General features: G+C 67.7%; 15 protein-coding genes. 8 read left to right on the top strand and 7 right to left on the bottom strand.

The window, feature by feature from the left end; translation table 11 throughout:
• Window positions 1-73: 73 nt before the first annotated feature.
• The gene (locus tag HDC34_RS17210; protein ID WP_179557920.1) at window positions 74-838 is read left to right on the top strand and encodes an IclR family transcriptional regulator; all 765 of its coding nucleotides are present in this window, start codon (window positions 74-76) and stop codon (window positions 836-838) included.
• A complete protein-coding gene (locus HDC34_RS17205) occupies window positions 822-1,550 on the top strand; it encodes an IclR family transcriptional regulator (protein WP_179557919.1) in 729 nt (242 codons plus the stop codon). Before HDC34_RS17210 ends, HDC34_RS17205 begins: the two co-directional genes overlap by 17 nt.
• A 52-nt stretch (window positions 1,551-1,602) precedes the next feature.
• On the opposite strand, the gene HDC34_RS17200 is transcribed toward HDC34_RS17205, so the two are convergent.
• Complete coding sequence (locus HDC34_RS17200) at window positions 1,603-2,646, bottom strand: zinc-binding dehydrogenase (protein ID WP_179557918.1); 1,044 nt, start codon at window positions 2,644-2,646, stop codon at window positions 1,603-1,605.
• A 155-nt stretch (window positions 2,647-2,801) separates the two neighbouring features.
• Here HDC34_RS17200 and HDC34_RS17195 point away from each other — a divergent pair, with 155 nt between their 5' ends.
• Window positions 2,802-3,452, top strand: a complete 651-nt coding sequence (locus HDC34_RS17195; RefSeq protein ID WP_104312821.1) for a nucleoside triphosphate pyrophosphatase — start codon at window positions 2,802-2,804, stop codon at window positions 3,450-3,452.
• Window positions 3,453-3,617: 165 nt separating this feature from the next.
• A complete protein-coding gene (locus HDC34_RS17190) occupies window positions 3,618-5,678 on the top strand; it encodes a glucose PTS transporter subunit IIA (RefSeq protein WP_179557917.1) in 2,061 nt (686 codons plus the stop codon).
• A gap of 36 nt (window positions 5,679-5,714) precedes the next feature.
• Here the strand turns inward: HDC34_RS17190 and HDC34_RS17185 are convergent, their stop codons facing one another.
• Both HDC34_RS17185 and HDC34_RS17180 read right to left on the bottom strand, forming a co-directional pair.
• Window positions 5,715-6,713: a hypothetical protein gene (locus HDC34_RS17185; RefSeq protein ID WP_104312823.1), complete on the bottom strand. Its 999-nt coding sequence runs from the start codon at window positions 6,711-6,713 to the stop codon at window positions 5,715-5,717.
• Window positions 6,714-6,755: 42 nt separating this feature from the next.
• On the bottom strand, window positions 6,756-7,316 hold the full coding sequence (locus tag HDC34_RS17180; protein ID WP_179557916.1) for a hypothetical protein: 561 nt from the start codon (window positions 7,314-7,316) through the stop codon (window positions 6,756-6,758).
• A 108-nt stretch (window positions 7,317-7,424) separates the two neighbouring features.
• Here HDC34_RS17180 and HDC34_RS17175 point away from each other — a divergent pair, with 108 nt between their 5' ends.
• The gene (locus HDC34_RS17175; protein WP_179557915.1) at window positions 7,425-7,913 is read left to right on the top strand and encodes a MarR family winged helix-turn-helix transcriptional regulator; all 489 of its coding nucleotides are present in this window, start codon (window positions 7,425-7,427) and stop codon (window positions 7,911-7,913) included.
• Between the two features lie 6 nt (window positions 7,914-7,919).
• Here HDC34_RS17175 and HDC34_RS17170 read toward each other — a convergent pair whose 3' ends face one another.
• Complete coding sequence (locus HDC34_RS17170; protein WP_271984463.1) at window positions 7,920-8,474, bottom strand: TetR/AcrR family transcriptional regulator; 555 nt, start codon at window positions 8,472-8,474, stop codon at window positions 7,920-7,922.
• A 116-nt stretch (window positions 8,475-8,590) separates the two neighbouring features.
• On the opposite strand from HDC34_RS17170, the gene HDC34_RS17165 reads away from it, so the two are divergent.
• Complete coding sequence (locus HDC34_RS17165; RefSeq protein WP_104312828.1) at window positions 8,591-9,652, top strand: SDR family NAD(P)-dependent oxidoreductase; 1,062 nt, start codon at window positions 8,591-8,593, stop codon at window positions 9,650-9,652.
• Window positions 9,653-9,929: 277 nt separating this feature from the next.
• Here HDC34_RS17165 and HDC34_RS17160 read toward each other — a convergent pair whose 3' ends face one another.
• Together HDC34_RS17160 and HDC34_RS17155 are read right to left on the bottom strand one after the other, a co-directional pair.
• A complete protein-coding gene (locus HDC34_RS17160) occupies window positions 9,930-12,002 on the bottom strand; it encodes an ABC transporter ATP-binding protein (RefSeq protein WP_179557914.1) in 2,073 nt (690 codons plus the stop codon).
• Window positions 11,999-13,732, bottom strand: coding sequence for an ABC transporter ATP-binding protein (locus HDC34_RS17155; RefSeq protein ID WP_104312830.1), 1,734 nt, complete (start codon window positions 13,730-13,732; stop codon window positions 11,999-12,001). Before HDC34_RS17155 ends, HDC34_RS17160 begins: the two co-directional genes overlap by 4 nt.
• Window positions 13,733-14,095: 363 nt before the next feature.
• Between HDC34_RS17155 and HDC34_RS17150 the strand changes: the two genes are divergently transcribed.
• Together HDC34_RS17150 and HDC34_RS17145 are read left to right on the top strand one after the other, a co-directional pair.
• Window positions 14,096-15,880: a biotin carboxylase N-terminal domain-containing protein gene (locus HDC34_RS17150; RefSeq protein ID WP_179557913.1), complete on the top strand. Its 1,785-nt coding sequence runs from the start codon at window positions 14,096-14,098 to the stop codon at window positions 15,878-15,880.
• Between the two features lie 129 nt (window positions 15,881-16,009).
• Window positions 16,010-16,774 carry a TSUP family transporter gene (locus tag HDC34_RS17145; protein WP_179557998.1) on the top strand — a complete coding sequence of 255 codons (765 nt, stop codon included), beginning with the start codon at window positions 16,010-16,012 and terminating at the stop codon, window positions 16,772-16,774.
• A gap of 58 nt (window positions 16,775-16,832) precedes the next feature.
• Here HDC34_RS17145 and HDC34_RS17140 read toward each other — a convergent pair whose 3' ends face one another.
• Window positions 16,833-17,381, bottom strand: a complete 549-nt coding sequence (locus HDC34_RS17140) for a YceI family protein (RefSeq protein ID WP_179557912.1) — start codon at window positions 17,379-17,381, stop codon at window positions 16,833-16,835.
• Between the last annotated feature and the right edge of the window lie 54 nt (window positions 17,382-17,435).

Genomic DNA, 17,435 nt, shown 5'->3' with positions numbered 1-17,435 from the left:
CAGAATCGCGGGTCGGGCACCTGCTCGCACCCGACTCGGATCGAGGCACGCCCGGTCCATGCAAAGATTTGGTATGGCTCCCGACGCGGATTTGCAGCACCTTGAGGTGCTGGACAAAGCGAATGCGATCCTGACCGCACTTGAACACGGAGAGCGCTCGGCCAATGAAGTCTCGGAACAGATCAACGAACCGATCAGCACCACGTACCGCTTGATCCGGACGCTGCTCTCCCTGGATTGGATCTCGCATGGGAGCGCGCGGGGACTCTACCGAGTCGGCCTGCAGGCCATGGCCGCCGGTTCGGCATTCGTGGACACACTCGATGTGCGCGAGCTCCTCTCGCCCCTCCTTTTGCACATCCGAGACACGACCCTCCTGACCTCCTACCTGTGCCTCCCATCCGGGACACACGGAGTCTGCATCGAACGCCACGCCGGCCACGGCGTTCGACTGCTCGCACTCACCGTGGGCGGCTCGATGCCCATGTCCAGCGGCAGCGGTCCAGCCGCGATGCTGGCGGCGATGCCACCGCAGGATGCGGACGAGATCATGGACCAGCTCGGCGTCCGCGGTGACCAGCGCACCACCCTCAAACAGCGGCTCGCCGGCTACCACGAGCGGGGTTACATCGTCTCGGATGGTGACGCAACCCGCGGTGTCGCCTCGTTTGGGGCCCCGATCTTCGACCATGAGGGGCGTGTCGCCGGATCGGTAAGCGCAGGAGGTCTTCGCGACAGCGTGATCGGCAACGCGCGCCTGGCCGATCTGATCATCGAGACCTCCCGCTACGGGAGCGAACTCCTGGGATGGAAGGGAACAGATGGCCAAGCCCATTAAGCTGCTCGACAACGCGGATCAGATCATCACGCTCCTCAGCGAGATCGGGTCGGCAAGCAGCACGGTCATCGCCTCGGAGATCGGTGTTCCACGCTCCAGCGTCTATCGCCTCCTCGAAGGCCTTGCAGCGGCTGGATTGGTGCGCTTGGCACCGTCGGGTCAGGTCAGATTGTCCGAGAGGTGGCTGCACCTCGGACACGTCGCCCAGAAGAGCTTCTCGGAATGGCAAGCACACATCGATCGACTCGATGTGATCACCGCGGACACGGGCTACACCAGCTTCCTGTCGATCCCGACAGCCAGCGATGCTGCGTGCATTGCCTGGTCACCGGCGAGCAACCTGATCGTCCTCTCACTTCGACCAGGCCGTCGACTGCCATTCAACGTCGGAGCTGCCGGGAGACTGCTCTTCGCGCTGAGCCCGGAGGACACCCGAGACCAGCACCTTGCGCACTGCTCTTTTCCCGGTCCGACTGAGAAGTCGATCGCGACCCGCGAGGAGTTGATCACCGACGCCTCGCTCGTGCGCGAGCACGGGTGGATCCTCTCGGACGAGGACGTGACGCCCGGCATCTCAGCAGTCGGAATTCCGGTGCACTCGGAGGGAAAGGGACTGCTGGGCTGCATCTCCGTGTCCGGCCTGGCGCAGGATCTCGCGCCTCGTGCCGAGGAGATAGCCACCTACCTCCTGAAGGCGTCGAAGCCGCAGTAGCTGGGAGCCCTTGTTGCCTTGACCGGCGCGGCGAGGTGCACGACGAGCAGCTTCACTCCCGAAGAAACGCACCCCACTCCAGCACGACCTTTCCGCTTCGGGACGAGTCGGCAGCGAGCCGGAAGGCATCTCGCGCCTGTATCGCCGGAATGATGTCCGTGACGATCGCTGCGAGGTCCGTTCTCCTCGCAAGCAACTCGAGCGCCTCCGGCATCTCCCCGTCGAAGCGTTGCGAGCCGAGGATCGTGATCTCGTTGCTCTGCACCCTCCAGATCTCCGTCGCCACCTCCGTCGCCGGAAGAATCCCCAGCTGGATGACGACTCCGCCCGGACGGACCGCATCGAGAGCCGCGGTGAATGATGCGGCGACGCCGGAGCATTCCACGACGATGTCGAACGCCCCGGAGGGAACTTCGGCGTCCGTGAGCAGCAACGTCGCGTCCGCACCGATCTTCCGGGCGATGACTAACGGCAGATCATGGATGTCGGCAGCAGTGACGTGCCGCGCGCCCCGCTCCTGCAGCGCAGCCACGACGAGAGCCCCGATGGGCCCAGCCCCGGAGACAAGCACTCGCGCGCCGGTGATGCGATCGCGCGCACGGTCGATGCCGTGGAGGGCGATGGCGAGCGGCTCGGCGAGTACCGCGCGGCGCAGATCGAGTTCCGCTGGGATCACATGCAGCTGCTCCGGCCTGACGACCATCGCGCCACAGAACCCCCCTTGCGTATGAGGGCTCGTAGCAGCGCTGCCGAGATAGGTCAGGCCGGGAGTGAGGTGGATGTCGGCACCCTGCGATTCGCCGGGGACGCGACACGGACTTGCTGGATGGATTGCGACGGGAGTGCCAATGGGAAGCGCGTTCCTGGCACCGCCTCCGACGGCGTGCACGTACCCGACGAGTTCATGTCCAAGAACAAGGGGCTCCTGCAGTCGGTAATCGCCGTTCGCGCCGGATCGCGCATAGTGGAGATCTGATCCGCAGATCCCTCCGAACGCGATACGCACGACAACCCCCTCACGGGGCACGCTGGGGGTCGATCGCTCCTCTATCCGGAGGTCTCCGGGGCCATGGGCAACAACTGCAACTGTGTTCATCGAGCACTCCTTCGAGACCGGATGAACTCGCGACATAGTGAAGCGATGCAGGACATCCGCGCGACTTATTTCTACACAACAAACATGCGCACCACTAGGTGGGAATTAGCTCGCGGGTCCGGCGACCTCGCTCGACACCCCGGTACCCTCGCCTCATGCGCTTGTACCTCGCCTCGACGTCGCCCGCCCGTCTCATGCTGCTCCGCCAGGCGGGCATCGAGCCAGTCGTCATCCCGTCGAGTGTGGACGAAGACGCCGTGATCGAGGCCCGCCTCGCTGAGGGTCCTCTCGATCCGAGCGACTACGTGCAGCTGCTCGCCCGAGCCAAGGCGCTCGCGGTCGCGGATGCGCCAGACCCGTCGACGGGAGCACCGCTCGACGGGCTGGTGCTCGGCGGCGACTCGATGTTCGAGATCGGTGGCCGGATGCTCGGCAAGCCCTACGAGCCGCAGGTGGCCCGCGAGCGCTGGCTCGCGCAGCGTGGCCAGACGGGCACGCTGTGGTCAGGGCACTGGCTCGTCGACCGCCGTGGCGGCTCGAGCGCTTCCGGGGACGGGGTCGGGAGCACCGCGAGCGCGAGCGTGACGTTCGCTGGCGACCTCGACGACGCCGAGATCGACGCCTACGTCGCCTCGGGCGAGCCGTTGCACGTGGCCGGCGCCTTCACGATCGACTCGCTCGGGGCGCCGTTCATCGACCGCATCGAGGGCGACCCGTCCACGGTTGTCGGACTCTCGCTGCCCGCGCTCCGACGGCTCGTGCGCGGGTTCGGCGTCGAGTGGCCGGAGCTCTGGAACCGGGCCTGACCCTCCGCGACCCACGGGCTCGCGGCATCCCCCCGAACAAGCGATCTCGCGTATTCGGACACAAAATGAGCACAGACGCTCCTCACGTCTAGCGGATGTCGGAGGCCGGGCGTAACGTCGCGCTCGAGGCGCCAACGGTGACGTCTCTCAGGGAGGGGTCCTGCCATGTCCGCACACTCATCAGGAGCTTCTGGGCCAGCCCAGGAGATCGTCGATCAGCTCGGTGGAGCCGGGAACATCGACAATCTCACGCACTGCGCCACCCGACTGCGCTTCCAGTTGCGCGACGCCTCCGGCATCGACCAGGCGGCCGTCGAGGCCATCCCCGGCGTCATGGGAGTCGTACCCCAGTCGGGTGACCGCTACCAGGTTGTCATCGGTGGCGGCGTGCAGAACGTCTACAACGACATCCAGGCGCTCCCCTCCATGTCGGGAGGCGGGGCGCCCGCTGATCCGGAGAACGCGGCGTCCATCAAGGCGGCCGCGAGGGCAAAGGGGCCTCGCGGCAAGTTCGCCTGGCTCGACAGTGTCTTCGAGTTCTTGTCCGACTCGTTCCGGCCCATCCTCGGCGCGCTGCTCGGCGCATCCCTGTTCATCACGTTCATGGCGCTCATGAGCACCCTCGGCGTCATCCCCAACTGGGCCGACCCGCGCACCGACCTGCCACCGTCGTGGCGCTTCCTCAACCTGTGCTGGCAGGCGGTGTTCGTCTTCCTCCCCCTCTACATCGCCTACAACGCGTCGAAGCGAGTCGGGGCCGACCCGTGGATCGGCTTCGCCATCATGGGCGTCGTCATGCTGCCCGGATTCACGGGACTCGCGGACGGCATCGACCCGATCGAGGTCTTCGGCTCCGAGGTGTCGGTCGTGCCGATCTTCGGACTGCCGCTGACCGTCTTCGACTACAGCTCGCAGGTGTTCCCGCCCCTGCTCATGGCCGCGCTGCTCGGACCCCTGTACAAGGGATTGAAGAAGCTCATCCCCGAAGACCTCCACCTCATCTTCGTGCCGTTCCTGAGCATGCTGATCATGATCCCGCTCACTGCATTCCTCATCGGGCCCATCGGCGTGTACACGGGTGCCGGCCTCGCGAACCTGCTGCGGGCGATCAACGACTTCTCTCCGCTCATCTTCGCCATCGTCATCCCGCTCGCCTACCCGTTCATGGTGCCGCTCGGCCTGCACTGGCCCATCAACGCGATCATGCTCCTCAACATCCAGACACTCGGCTACGACTACATCCAAGGCCCGATGGGTGCTTGGAACTTCGCCTGCTTCGGCGCCACGGCGGGTGTGCTGTACCTGTCGATCCGCGAGAAGGATGCGCAGATGCGGCAGACCTCCACGGGCGCCCTCGCAGCTGGCCTCCTCGGCGGCATCTCGGAGCCGTCGCTGTACGGCATCCATCTGCGATTCAAGCGCATCTACGGGCGGATGCTCGTCGGCTGCCTCGTGGGCGGCGTCATCATCGGCATCGGCGGCGGCGTCAAGACGAGCGCCTTCGTCTTCACCTCGCTCCTCACGATCCCGGCCTTCGACAACATCCCGCTGTACGCCACCGCGGTCGGCGCGGCGTTCTTCGTGGCGATGTTCCTTGTCATCTTCTCCGGGTACCGCAGCCCCGAGCAGCAGGCGGCCTTCGAGGCGGCCCGCGTGCCTGTGGCCGATCTCGAGACCGCGAAGAAGGGCGAGAGCACGGACGATGTCATCGCGGCGGCCGGCGCCCGCGAGACAGAGACGCAGCCGCACACCATCGAAGTCCTCTCCCCGCTCGACGGCGAGATCGTGGCGCTCGCCGAGGTCCCGGACGCCGTCTTCAGCCAGGGCATCATGGGCCCCGGCGCCGCCATCAAGCCGAGCGGGAACGTCGTCTACGCGCCCGGAACCGGAACGGTCGCCGTCGCGCAGGCAACCGGGCACGCGTTCGGCCTGCAGCTCGACAACGGGCTGGAGGTGCTCATCCACGTCGGCATCGACACGGTCGAACTCGACGGGAAGGGGTTCGACGTCAAGGTCAAGGCTGGTGACACGGTGACGCCGGAAACCGTGCTCGTCGAGTTCGACCGCGACGTCGTGGAGGCAGCCGGCTTCTCACTCATCACGCCGGTCATCGTGCTGAACGCGGCCGCGTTCGCGTCGGTCGAGGCGGTCGGCCTCGGGGACGGGAAGGTCGGCACCCCGATCCTCGAGGCGGTGACGAAGGTGACCGCCTCCAGCGACGTGTAGCTGGCGCCGCTCGTCTCGACCAGGGGACGGCGCGCGTCAGCCCCGCGCGGCGCGGATCTCCCTCGCTGAGACGAGCAGCGTCAGGGCGCGTGCGTCGAACGAGTGGAACTCGGCGACCTTGCGCGCAGTCGCCAGTCGCTCCTCCGGAGTCGGCCATCCGGCCGCCCCTTCCGCGAGAAGACCACGCAGCTCATCGACGGAGGAGTAGGTGCGCACGGAGCCACCGAACTCGACGGGGAACCCACCGGTGATCTGGTCGGAGACGACGGCGGCACCGGCGGCGACGGCGTCGAACAGTCGGTTGGAGACGAAACCGTGCTGCGCCATGTCGTCCCAGTGGTCGTTGAGCACGATGCGTGCACCCCGGTAGGCGCCGGGAGCGGCGGCGTTGTCGAGGTACTCGGACGTGATGTGGCGTGCGTCGATGAACTGGTCCCAGAGGTCGCCGTACACCTCGAGGTCGGCGCCAGCGGCGATGGAGTCGCGCACGATGGGCCGGAAGACGTTGCGCGAGCGCCCGACGAACAGCACTCCGGACTCGAGGTCGTCCGGCTGAGGCTCAGGCGTGAACCGGTCGGCGTTCGTGGCCTGCAGCAGGGGGCGGATCTCGCGGTCCGGGCGCGACATGACGGCAGCCCATGGCACGCTCGCGGCGAGACGCAGGTCGAAGGGCAGGTCGAGCTCTTCCTCGCTCACCCAGTCCGGGTGGCTGATGATCCAGAGGATGTTGACGGCTCCGTCGACGAGCTCGGGGCGGTGGAACCCACGCAGGTGCACGGCAACATCGTCCTGCACGCTCGGGTCGGGCCGGTTGCGCGTCTCCCAGCGGTCGACGTACACGGTCTGCCCGAGGCGGCGCAGGGCGGCCGCGAGGTCGTCCGCGTAGAACACGTCCCCCCAGACGTCACCCTCAGGGGAATCTGGAGCCGGCACCTTGATGGCCCACGTCAGCGAGGGCTCGTCCGCGGGCGCTCCGACGACACGCTTGGCGCGGGACAGCAGGGTTCGAAGGAGGTTCTCGGCTCGGGGGGACACCGGGTCAGCTTAACCGTCAGACGGCGTCGACCCCATCTCGGGTCATCGCGGCGCGACGACGGCTGCGCCTCGGATGAGTTCCTCCAGGGTGCGGACGCAGACAGCCGGAACCGGGAGTCCCGACTGTTCAGCGGCGACGCGGATGCGCTCCTCGATGTCGGCGTTCTCGGCGAGGTGGTCGGCGGCGACTGACTCGGCCGCGGCCTCGCGGACGAGGATGAGCTGCGCGTCGGCCGGCCAGCGGTGCGCTCGTTCGGCGACGCGCGCTGCGCCGTGGGAGCCAGCCCCCTGGAGCTTGCCGAGGAGACGCTCCGCGACCTGCTCGGCGGTCCCCTCGCCGAGCTCACCGAGCAGCACGCCGAAGTGCGTGACCTCCCCGAGGTTCAGCTCGATGCTCTCGCGCAGCTCCGCGAGCGCCTGCGGCGTGGTCGCGGTGAGTTCGACGGGCATGATCGCGTCGGCATAGTCGTCGACGAGCAGCGCGAAGGGCGCGACGTCGCGCCCCACGATGGCAACGGTGCTGCCGCCGCGCAGGAGGGCGTCGGCGAGGCGCCGGTCGGCCCCGTTCTCGCCGCCGGCGATGCACCAGGTCTCGTTGGTCATGATCGACTCCGTTCTCCGCGGCGCGCTCGCTCGGGCGCCTGCATCCCGAACTATACTTAGGTGCATCCTCACTATTAGAGTGAAGCTTGGCAATCTCAGGAGGTTCCCATGGAAGCAGACGCTTCACGCGACGAGCTGCTCACACAGCTGAACGACGTCCGAGCCGAACTCACCCGTGGCCTTTCCGCCAGACACATGGCGCCATTCCTCGAGCTCGACATCACCGCACAGCAGCTGAAGACCGTCTTCCTCGTCACGACCGGCACCGTCACGACGATCTCACAGGCCGCCGAGCACCTCGGGGTCGCCGTCCCCACCGCCTCCGCGAGCATCGACAAGCTCGTCGAGCTCGGCCTCCTGACCCGCACCGAAGGCAAGCCCGACCGGCGCATCCGCCACCTCACCCCCACTCGCAAGGCCATTCGGCTGCACGAGCGCTTCCTCGGGCTCCGGACCGACACCGACGAGTTCGCCGCTCACCTGAGCGACGAGGAGCTGCGGGGCCTCGTGCTCGGGTTCGAGGGCATCCGCCGCGTGCTCCGCCAGCTGTCAGACGGAGCAGACGCGACGGACGGCGCCGGCGCGGTCGGCGCCTGACCTCACTCAGGGCGCGAGCGACCGCCAGAACAGCTCGAGGGATCGGCGAGCCAGAGCCTCACGCTCCCCGCGCGGCGTACGAGGTAGCACCCCGGCGAGCATCGAGAGCAGCAGGAGCACGTCCTCCGCACTGATGTCGCTCCCGACCCGGCCGGCCGAGCGCTCCCGTGGGAGGGCGATGTCGAGCACCGCGAGCATGCGGTCGCGCACTGTCGAGCCGTGCGCGTCACCGACGTCCGTCAGGGTGAGCTGGATGAGCCCGACCGACACGAGCATCTGCTGGACGATGAGGTCGAGGAGGTCCGCGAGGCCAGCGCTCGGCGACTGCATGAGCTCCTCCAGCTCGACGATGGCATCGCCGAACACCGCGAGCGCCAGTGCGCCCCGCGTGGGGAAGTGCCGGTAGAGGCTGCCCTGGCCGACGCCGGCCAGCCTGGCGACGGCGCTGAGCGGCGCATCCACTCCCCCCTCGGCGAAGACGACTCGCGCGGCCTCGATTAGCGCGCGGCGATTCTCGGGCCCCGCGCTTGGTCCTCGATTGGCTTTCGCTGGAGTCGACACCGGGATAGCATAATCCGGACAGTGTTGTCCGGTTCGTTCGAGCCGGCGCTGTCACCGCCTGACTCGAGGCTCCGGCGAGCGGCGAGCGGCGGACCGAGCAGAAAGCTGGCACCCAGATGACCTCGAGCGCGAACCCCCTGACCGCCGACAACACCATCGGCGAATGGCTCACCGATCCGACCGGCGGCGTGGTGATCCGCGAGATCCTCGCTCAGGGCGGGCAGGATGCCTCCTCCCTCGCGCCCGTCGCGGGCGTGCCCCTCTCGCAACTCGTCGAGCTCAGCCAGGGCAAGTTCCCGCAGGAGATGGTGGATGCGATGATCGCGCGCGTCAACAGCGGCGAGGTCACCCCCGCCTCCCCCGGCGACTTCGGCCCGGTCGCCGACCTCGACGCGCCGCGCGCGCCCCGCGCCGCCGCCTGGGTCGAGGCGGTGACCGGCGGACGATTCGCCGACAAGACCATCATCGTCACGGGCGCAGGGTCCGGCATCGGCAAGGCCACCGCGTCGCGCATCGCCCGCGAAGGCGGGAGGGTCATCGCCGTCGACGTCTCCGCCGAACGCCTCGCCACCCTCGTCACCGAGCACGAGGGCGCCGACATCGTCACGCTCACGGCCGACATCACCGACGACGCGGGCGTCGCCCAGATCGTCGAGGCCGCCGGTGCGCAGGTTGACGGCCTCGCGAACATCGCCGGCATCATGGACAACATGACGCCCGTCGGCGAGGTCAGCGACGAGATCTGGAACCGCGTCTTCGCCGTGAACGTGACCGGCACGATGAAGCTCATGCGCGCCGTGATCCCGGCGATGCTCGCCGTCGGCAAGGGCGCGATCGTCAACGTGGCCTCCGAGGCCGCCCTCCGCGGGTCGGCTGCTGGCGCCGCCTACACGGCGTCGAAGCACGCCGTGGCCGGCCTCACCAAGTCGAGCGCCTTCATGTACGGCCCGAGCGGACTCCGCATCAACGCCGTCGCACCCGGCGGCGTCGCCACCAACATCGAAGCGCGCTTCGACTCCGAGCTCGGCGCGAAGCGCGTGCAGCAGGGCATGGCGATCATGCCGACGCCGACGACGGGAACCGCCCTCGCCGCATCCATCACCTTCCTGCTGAGCGACGACGGCGTCAACGTGAACGGCGTCATCCTCCCCTCGGACGGCGGCTGGTCGGCCGCGTAGGCCCGCCGCAGGGAGTGCCCGCCGCACGCACGGTGGGCACTCCCCCCGCACGTAGGCTTCCCCCATGAGCAAACCCGTCACGCGCACGCGCAAGTTCTTCTGGATCGGCCTCGTCGTGATCGCGCTGGTCTTCATCGGCTCCGGCGTCTACGAGATGCTCGTCTAGCCGCATCCGTCGCCCCGACACCCCTGAACGCAGTTTCGGGATGGGTTTCGCACTTCGAGATGGGAAAGAACCCATCCGGAAGCGCGGAACCCATCCCGAAACGGTGGTGGACTACGAGGTGAGCGTGCGCTCCTCCACGTCCAGGTCGCTGACGGCCTGCTCGAACTGCGAGTTGTAGAGCCTCGCGTACGCGCCGCCCTGCTTCACGAGCTCGTCGTGCGTCCCCTGCTCGACGATGGAGCCGTGCTCCATGACGAGGATCAGGTCGGCGTCGCGGATCGTGGAGAGACGGTGCGCGATGACGAAGCTCGTGCGCCCCTGGCGGAGTGCCGCCATCGCCTGCTGCAGGAGAAGCTCCGTGCGGGTGTCGACCGAGCTCGTCGCCTCATCGAGGATGAGGACCTGCGGGTCGGAGACGAACGCGCGCGCGATGGTGATGAGCTGGCGCTCCCCCGCGGAGACGTTGGACGCGTCCTCGTCGAGCACGGTGTCGTACCCCTCCGGGAGGGAATGCACGAAGCGGTCGACGTAGCAGGCGGTCGCAGCCGCGAGCACTTCCTCGTCGGTCGCGTCCTGGCGCCCGTAGCGGATGTTCTCGCGGATCGACCCGGCGAACAGCCACGGGTCCTGCAGCACCATGCCGGTGCGGCTGCGGACGTCATCTCGCCGCAGCTCGGCGATGTCCTGCCCATCCAGCAGGATGCGCCCGCCGTCGAGTTCGTAGAACCGCATGATGAGGTTCACGAGCGTCGACTTGCCAGCACCCGTCGGCCCGACGATCGCGACCGTCTGGCCAGGCTCGACCGAGAAGTTGAGGTTCTGGATGAGCTTCTGCTCGGGGGTGTACGAGAAGGTGACGTCGTCGAAGACGATCTCCCCCGCGCCGTTCGCCGGCTTGGGAGCATCCTTCGAGTCGGGCTCCTGCTCGTCCTCGTCGAGGAGCTCGAACACGCGCTCGGCCGAGGCCGTGCCCGACTGCAGCACGGCGGCCATGCCGCCGAGCTCCGCGAGGGGCTGCGTGAACTGCTGCGAGTACTGGATGAACGCCTGCACGTCGCCGAGGCGGAGGTTGCCGCCCGCGACCATGAGGCCACCGAGCACCGCGATGCCCACGTAGGACAGGTTGCCGATGAACATCATCGCCGGCATCATCACGCCCGCCCAGAACTGCGCCTTGAAGGCCGCCTGGAAGAGCTGCTCGTTGTCGACCTGGAACTGCTCACGCGCATCCTGCTCACGTCCGAAGACGCGGACGAGTGCGTGACCCGAGAAGGACTCCTCGACGCGGGCGTTGAGGCGCCCCGTCTTCTTCCACTGCTCGGCGAAGTTCCTCTGCGACTTCGGCCCGATAACACCGAAGATGACCCCCATGAGGGGCAGCGTGACGAGCGCGACGAGCGCGAGCTGCCAGGAGATGGAGAACATCATGACGAGCACGCCGACCACGGTGAGCACGCTCGTGACGACCTGCGACAGCGACTGCTGCATGGTCTGGGTGATGTTGTCGATGTCGTTCGTGACGCGGCTCAGCAGCTCGCCGCGCTGCACGCGGTCGAAGTAGCTGAGCGGCAGCGCGTTGATCTTGCGCTCGACGTCCTCGCGCAGCTTGTACATCGCCTTCATCATGATGATGTTGATGACGTAGCCCTGCAGCCACATGAGCAGCGCCGAGAAGACGTACAGCGCGAGCACGGAGAGCAGCACCATGCCGAGTCGCTCGAAGTTCACACCCTCGCCCGGGGTGATGTCCATGGCCGCGACCATGTCGGCGAACTGCGTCTGGCCGGAGTCGCGGAGCCCCGCGACGACCTGCTCCTTGGAGGCTCCCGAAGGCAGCTGGCTGGAGACGACGCCCTCGAAGATGAGGTTCGTCGCCTCACCCAGCACGCGCGGGGCGATGACCGAGAGCACGACGCCGACCGCGCCGAGGAACGACACGATGATGAGTGCCGCGCGGTAGGGGCGGAGCCTGCCGAGCAGCCTGCCGAAGCTCTGCCCGAAGTTCTTCGCCTTGCCGGGAGCCACGCTGTCCCAGTCGCCGGACGACTGGCGAGCCTGTTCGGCGAGCTCGAGTTCGAGCTGCTCCTCCTCCGTCAGGACCTTCTCGACGACCTCCTTGGCCTTGCGACCGCGGCCGCGCGATGCCTTCGCATCCTGCTTCTGGTTCTCTGCGTCACGGCTCATGACTGTGCCTCCACTGCAAGCTGGGAATCCACGATCTCCTTGTACGTCGTGCAGCTCTCGAGCAGCTCGTCGTGTGTTCCGAGACCGACCATGTGACCGTCGTCGAGGACCACGATGCGGTCGGCGTCGACGATGGTCGAGATGCGCTGGGCGACCACGATCTTGGTGACGCCCGGCAGCTGCTCCCAGAGGGCGCGGCGCAACCTGGCGTCGGTCGTGAGGTCGAGCGCCGAGAAGGAGTCATCGAAGACGAACACCTGCGGCTCGTGCACGATCGCTCGAGCGATGGCGAGTCGCTGGCGCTGCCCGCCGGAGACGTTCGTGCCGCCCTGGGCGATGCGCGACTCGAGCTGCTTGTCCTTCTCCTGGACGAACGCCGTGGCCTGCGCGATCTCGAGCGCCTTCCAGAGGTCGTCGTCCGTCGCGGCCTCGCGGCCGTACCGGAGGTTGGAGGCGATCGTGCCGGTGAAGAGGAACGGGCGCTGCGGGACCAGGCCGATGCCGTCCCACAGGAGCTCCGCATCCGCCTGGCGCACGTCGACCCCGTTGACCTTGACGGTGCCACCCGTCGCATCGAACAGGCGCGGGATGAGCGACACGAGCGTCGTCTTGCCCGCACCCGTCGATCCGACGACGGCGACCGTCTCTCCGGGGGCGGCGCGGAACGAGATGCCGGTGAGGACAGGCTCGTCGGCGCCCGGGTACGTGAACTCGACGTCGTCGAACTCGATGACGCCGGGCTCCGGGAAGTCGGTCACAGGGTGCGCCGGCATGATGAGCGTCGACTCGGTGGCGAGCACCTCGGAGATGCGGTCGGCGCTCACCGCGGCGCGCGGGATCATGATCGTCATGAAGCTGGCCATGAGCACGCCCATGAGGATCTGCATGACGTAGGCCATGAACGCGAACAGCGTGCCGATCTCGACCGTGCCCTGGTCGACCTGGATGCCGCCGAACCAGATGACGCCGACCACGGTGATGTTCAGGACGAGCATGGCGAGCGGGAAGAGCGTGACGAAGAGGTCGCCGACGCGCTTGCCGAGCAGGAAGAGGTCGTTGTTCGCGACCTCGAAGCGCTTCTCCTCGATGGGCTCGCGCACGAACGCGCGCACGACGCGCACGCCGGTGAGCTGCTCGCGCAGGATGCGGTTGATGTTGTCGAGCTTCACCTGGAACTGGCGGAACAGCGGCACCATGCGGCTGATGATGATGCCGACCAGCAGGAGCAGCACGGGTGCCGCGACGCCGATGATCCAGGACAGGCCCACGTCCTGCTGCAAGGCCATGATGATGCCGCCGATCGCGAGCATCGGGGCTGAGACCAGCATGGTGGAGCCCATCATGGCGAGCATCTGCACCTGCTGCACGTCGTTCGTGTTGCGCGTGATGAGCGAGCCCGCGCCGAAGCGCGAGACCTCGCGCTCGGAGAAGCTGCTGACCCGGGCGAAGACGTCGGCGCGGATGTCGCGGCCGAGCGCCATGGCGGCGCGGGCGGCGAAGACCGTCGCGATGATCGAGCAGGTGATCTGGCCGAGCGAGATGGCGAGCATGACGGCGCCGGTCGACCAGATGTAGTCGGTGTCGGCGTTGGCAACGCCCTTGTCGATGATGTCGGCGTTGAGTCGCGGCAGGTACAGCGACGCGAGCGCTTGAAGGAACTGGAAGACCAGCACACCCGCGAGGAGCGGCCAGTACTTCCGTAGATAACGGGCGAGGAGCTTACCGAGCATCGATTCTCCGGAACGACGAGGCCTCTTCGACGGCGCATCCACTAACGTGGTGGATGCGCGTCACCGAAGACGCGGAGTGGACGGCAATGTGGGCGGGCCCGGAGCGGACCTGGCACGAATGACCATTGCTGGCTAGGTGCCTGGCTGGGCAAAAAACCGCAGCCCTGTAGCTAAGCACGAGGTGACATCACCTGCAATCGGCTTCCCACCCCATGGGAATGTGCGGCGACGCCAATGTCGCCCAACTGACAGCACCTCGGCGTGGTGAGAACCTCCAACCGCGCGCATCTGACAACCTTCTCCGGATAAGTTTGTCGAATCGAGCCAAATCCGGCCGCCCCGACCTCAATAGGCTTAGGAACCATGTCGCGAATCTCGAAGCTCCTCATCGCCAACCGTGGCGAAATCGCCGTACGCATCGCACGAGCTGCTCGAGACGCGGGTATCGCCTCCGTCGCCGTGTACGCAGACCAGGACCGCGACGCACCGCACGTTCGCCTTGCCGACGAGGCCTACGCGCTGCGCGGCACGACCAGCGCCGAGACGTACCTCGTGATCGACAAGCTCCTCTCCATCGCGCGCCGCTCCGGTGCTGACGCCGTGCACCCCGGCTACGGCTTCCTGGCCGAGAACGCCGACTTCGCTCGCGCCGTCATCGGCCAGGGCCTCACCTGGATCGGCCCCTCCCCGGAGGCCATCGAGGCGCTCGGCGACAAGGTCACCGCCCGCCACGTCGCCGAGAAGGTCGGCGCACCGCTCGCACCAGGGACGCTCAACCCCGTCGAGGGTCCGGACGAGGTGCTCGCCTTCATCGACACGCACGGTCTGCCCGTCGCCATCAAGGCCGCGTTCGGCGGCGGCGGACGCGGACTCAAGGTCGCCCGTGAGCGCGAGGAGGTCGCCGAGCTCTTCGAATCGGCCACCCGCGAGGCCATCACGGCCTTCGGCCGCGGCGAGTGCTTCGTCGAGAAGTACCTCGACAAGCCGCGCCACGTCGAGACGCAGTGCCTCGCCGACGCGCACGGCAACGTGGTCGTCGTCTCGACCCGTGACTGCTCGCTGCAGCGCCGCCACCAGAAGCTCGTCGAAGAGGCCCCCGCCCCCTTCATCACGGCCGAGCAGGAAGCTGAGATGCGTCGCGCCTCGAAAGCCATCCTCAAGGAGGTCGGCTACGTCGGCGCGGGCACCTGCGAGTTCCTCCTCGCCGCCGACGGCACCGTCGCGTTCCTCGAAGTCAACACGCGCCTCCAGGTCGAGCACCCCGTCTCCGAAGAGGTCACGGGCATCGACCTCGTGCGCGAGCAGTTCCGCATCGCGCAGGGCGAGGCCCTCGGCTACGACGACCCCCAGGTGAGCGGCCACTCCTTCGAGTTCCGCATCAACGGCGAGGACCCGGGCCGCGGCTTCTTCCCCGCTCCCGGAACCATCACGACCTTCCGTGTGCCTGGCGGCCCCGGCGTTCGCGTGGACTCGGGTGTCCGCGAGGGCGACATCGTGTCCGGCGCCTTCGACTCGCTGCTCGCGAAGCTCATCGTCACGGGCGCCACCCGCGAGGAAGCGCTCGAGCGCTCACGCCGCGCCCTCGAGGACTTCGAGCTCAACGGCATGCCGACGGTGCTCCCGTTCCACCGCTCCGTGGTGCGCGACCCCGCGTTCACGGCCGAGAACGGCGAGTTCGGCGTGTACACGAGCTGGATCGAGACCGAGTACAGCAACACCCTCGAGCCGTGGGGCGGCGAGGCCGGTGACGTCAACGAGCCCATCGCTCGGCGCAACGTCGTCGTCGAGGTCAACGACAAGCGCCTCGAGGTGTCCCTCCCCGAGCGCCTGCTTGCAGTGACGGGCGCCGGCCACGGCGGCGCAGGCCGCACCATGGCGGGCCACGCCCCGAAGCGTCGCACGCACACCAACGTCGAGACGCATTCGAGCGGAGACATCACCGCCCCCATGCAGGCGACGATCGTGAAGTTCGCCGTGGCAGAGGGCCAGAAGGTCGTCAAGGGCGACCTGCTGGTCGTGCTCGAGGCCATGAAGATGGAACAGCCCATCCAGGCTCCGCGCGACGGCGTCGTCGCGGCCATCACCGGCTCGGCGGGTGAGACCGTCTCGAGCGGCACGAAGCTGCTCGAGCTCGCCGACGCCGAGTAGCCTCGACAGGTGCCCGACGCCTTCCTGCTGACCTCCGCTCTGCTCTCGCCTCCGCTCGACGCGACGCTCGCCGCGTCCGACCCGAGCTGGCTCGAGTCGTTCACGGGGCTCGAGGGGTTCAACGGGTGGCTGCTGGCGCTCGTCATCGCCGGCGGCTTCGCGGCCGGCTGGGTGGATGCGGTGGTCGGGGGCGGCGGGCTCATCCAGCTCACGATGCTCCTCACCCTGCCCGGCGTCACGCCCGTGCAGGCGCTCGCGACGAACAAGCTCGGCAGCATCGCCGGCACCACGACCAGCTCCATCACGTACTTCCGGCGCGTGAAGCCCGACCTCCGCACGGCGCTGCCCATGGCGGCGATCGCGCTCTTCGGCGCGTACGGCGGCGCGATCCTCGCGTCCAGCATCCCGGCCGCCGCGTTCAAGCCGATCATCGCCGTCGCGATCCTCGGCATCGGCATCTTCACGGCCTTCAAGCCGAGCGTCGGGCAGCTCGACAAGCTCAAGTACGAGGGTCGCAAGCACCACGTCGTCGCGGGCCTCATCGGCTTCGCGATCGGCGTCTACGACGGCGTGCTCGGGCCGGGCACCGGCTCGTTCCTCGTCATCGCCCTCGTGTCGCTGCTCGGCTACTCGTTCCTGCAGGCCAGCGCAAAGGCGAAGATCGTGAACCTCGGCACCAACCTCGGCGCGCTGCTCTTCTTCGCGCCACAGGGGTACGTGCTGTGGGGCCTCGGCGCCATCCTGGCAGTCTCGAACGTCGCCGGCGGCTACATCGGCGCGCGCACCGCCATCCGCGGCGGCAGCAAGCTCATCCGCTGGGTCTTCCTCATCGTCGTGAGCGTGCTCTTCATCAAGCTCGCCATCGACATCTGGAACGAGTACTTCGGCGGCTGAGCGCACCGCGATCCGCAGAGGGGGATGCTGCGGATCGTCGGCCTCCGTGCGGGCCCGACTACTCGGTCTTGATGACCGATATCTCGAACTCCAACGTGATGCGCTCCGACACGAGCACCCCGCCGGAGTCCAGCGGCATGTTCCATTCGAGTCCGAAGTCGCGCCGCCGCAATCGGCGGCTCCCCTCGAAGCCCGCTCGGAGCACACCGAACGCATCCGTCTCGACCCCGACCAACGAGATCGGCACCATGACCTCCTGGGTGACGTCGCGGATCGTGAGATCTCCGGTCACGGCGTACGAGCCCTCGTCGATCTCCTCGATCTTCCTGCTGACGAACGTGATGTCCGGCCAGCGATCCACGTCGAAGAAGTCCGCGCTGCGCAGATGCTCGTCACGCTTCGCGTTCCGGGTATCGACGCTCGACGCTCTCACCGTCAGCGTGGCCTCAGACCTTGAAGGGTCGTCGGCGTCGACCAGAAGCTCGCCCTCGACGTCATTGAACGCCCCTCGCACCGTGGTGATCATGGCGTGACGCGCCGAGAACCCAATACGGGTGTGCTCCGGGTCGAACGCCCAGACTCCATTCACTTGCTCCACATCGATCATCGCTCCCCAATCGTGGATTCCCCCAGCCACGCACCCGCCAGAAGCAGGAAGACG

The sequence above is a fragment of the Pseudoclavibacter sp. JAI123 genome, from assembly GCF_013409665.1.
Lineage (GTDB): Bacteria > Actinomycetota > Actinomycetes > Actinomycetales > Microbacteriaceae > Pseudoclavibacter.
Note: the sequence above shows the minus strand (reverse complement) of the source record. Positions and strands in the feature narration are given on the sequence as shown.

Excerpts from the sequence above, each read along its gene's own strand:
- HDC34_RS17175 (WP_179557915.1), top strand. The coding sequence starts at position 7,425 with ATGGAAGCAGACGCTTCACGCGACGAGCTGCTCACACAGCTGAACGAC.
- HDC34_RS17160 (WP_179557914.1), bottom strand. The coding sequence starts at position 12,002 with ATGAGCCGTGACGCAGAGAACCAGAAGCAGGATGCGAAGGCATCGCGC.
- HDC34_RS17165 (WP_104312828.1), top strand. The coding sequence starts at position 8,591 with ATGACCTCGAGCGCGAACCCCCTGACCGCCGACAACACCATCGGCGAA.
- HDC34_RS17155 (WP_104312830.1), bottom strand. The coding sequence starts at position 13,732 with ATGCTCGGTAAGCTCCTCGCCCGTTATCTACGGAAGTACTGGCCGCTC.
- HDC34_RS17190 (WP_179557917.1), top strand. The coding sequence starts at position 3,618 with ATGTCCGCACACTCATCAGGAGCTTCTGGGCCAGCCCAGGAGATCGTC.
- HDC34_RS17150 (WP_179557913.1), top strand. The coding sequence starts at position 14,096 with ATGTCGCGAATCTCGAAGCTCCTCATCGCCAACCGTGGCGAAATCGCC.
- HDC34_RS17200 (WP_179557918.1), bottom strand. The coding sequence starts at position 2,646 with ATGAACACAGTTGCAGTTGTTGCCCATGGCCCCGGAGACCTCCGGATA.
- HDC34_RS17210 (WP_179557920.1), top strand. The coding sequence starts at position 74 with ATGGCTCCCGACGCGGATTTGCAGCACCTTGAGGTGCTGGACAAAGCG.
- HDC34_RS17180 (WP_179557916.1), bottom strand. The coding sequence starts at position 7,316 with ATGACCAACGAGACCTGGTGCATCGCCGGCGGCGAGAACGGGGCCGAC.
- HDC34_RS17205 (WP_179557919.1), top strand. The coding sequence starts at position 822 with ATGGCCAAGCCCATTAAGCTGCTCGACAACGCGGATCAGATCATCACG.
- HDC34_RS17195 (WP_104312821.1), top strand. The coding sequence starts at position 2,802 with ATGCGCTTGTACCTCGCCTCGACGTCGCCCGCCCGTCTCATGCTGCTC.
- HDC34_RS17140 (WP_179557912.1), bottom strand. The coding sequence starts at position 17,381 with ATGATCGATGTGGAGCAAGTGAATGGAGTCTGGGCGTTCGACCCGGAG.